The sequence below is a fragment of the Priestia sp. SIMBA_032 genome (genome assembly GCF_046535215.1).
In the GTDB taxonomy this organism is placed as follows: Bacteria; Bacillota; Bacilli; order Bacillales; family Bacillaceae_H; genus Priestia; species Priestia aryabhattai.
The window spans coordinates 1-300 of sequence record NZ_JAWRXD010000404.1; the positions used below are offsets into that span (position 1 = coordinate 1).

At 74.7% G+C, this 300-nt stretch carries 1 protein-coding gene; it reads right to left on the minus strand.

The features are described from left to right. The coding region (locus SB717_RS34930; protein WP_410907471.1) for a uracil-DNA glycosylase family protein at positions 1-259 on the minus strand (259 nt) is incomplete at its 3' end. Positions 260-300 lie beyond the last annotated feature (41 nt).

Genomic DNA, 300 nt, shown 5'->3' on the forward strand with positions numbered 1-300 from the left:
GCGGCTCGGAGGGCAGCTCGAGTCCCGGGAGGACACCGGCCTCCACTGCGCGGACGGACGTGAACGGCACCCCGGTGACGGTCATCCCGCGCCACCCGGGGGCTTCGCCCAGCAGCAGGACCGGCGAGTGCGGCGCCTCCAGGTAGCGGCGGAGGTTGCGCTCACGGAGGCGCCCGAGGTCGTCGTCACCGAACAGCAGCTCGGCGTCGTCCGGCGCCGGGACGGCGCGGATCAGGTCGAAGAAGCGGTCGAGCACCACCCCAGGCTACGGCCGGACGGCGACACGCGGGTACGTCGCGG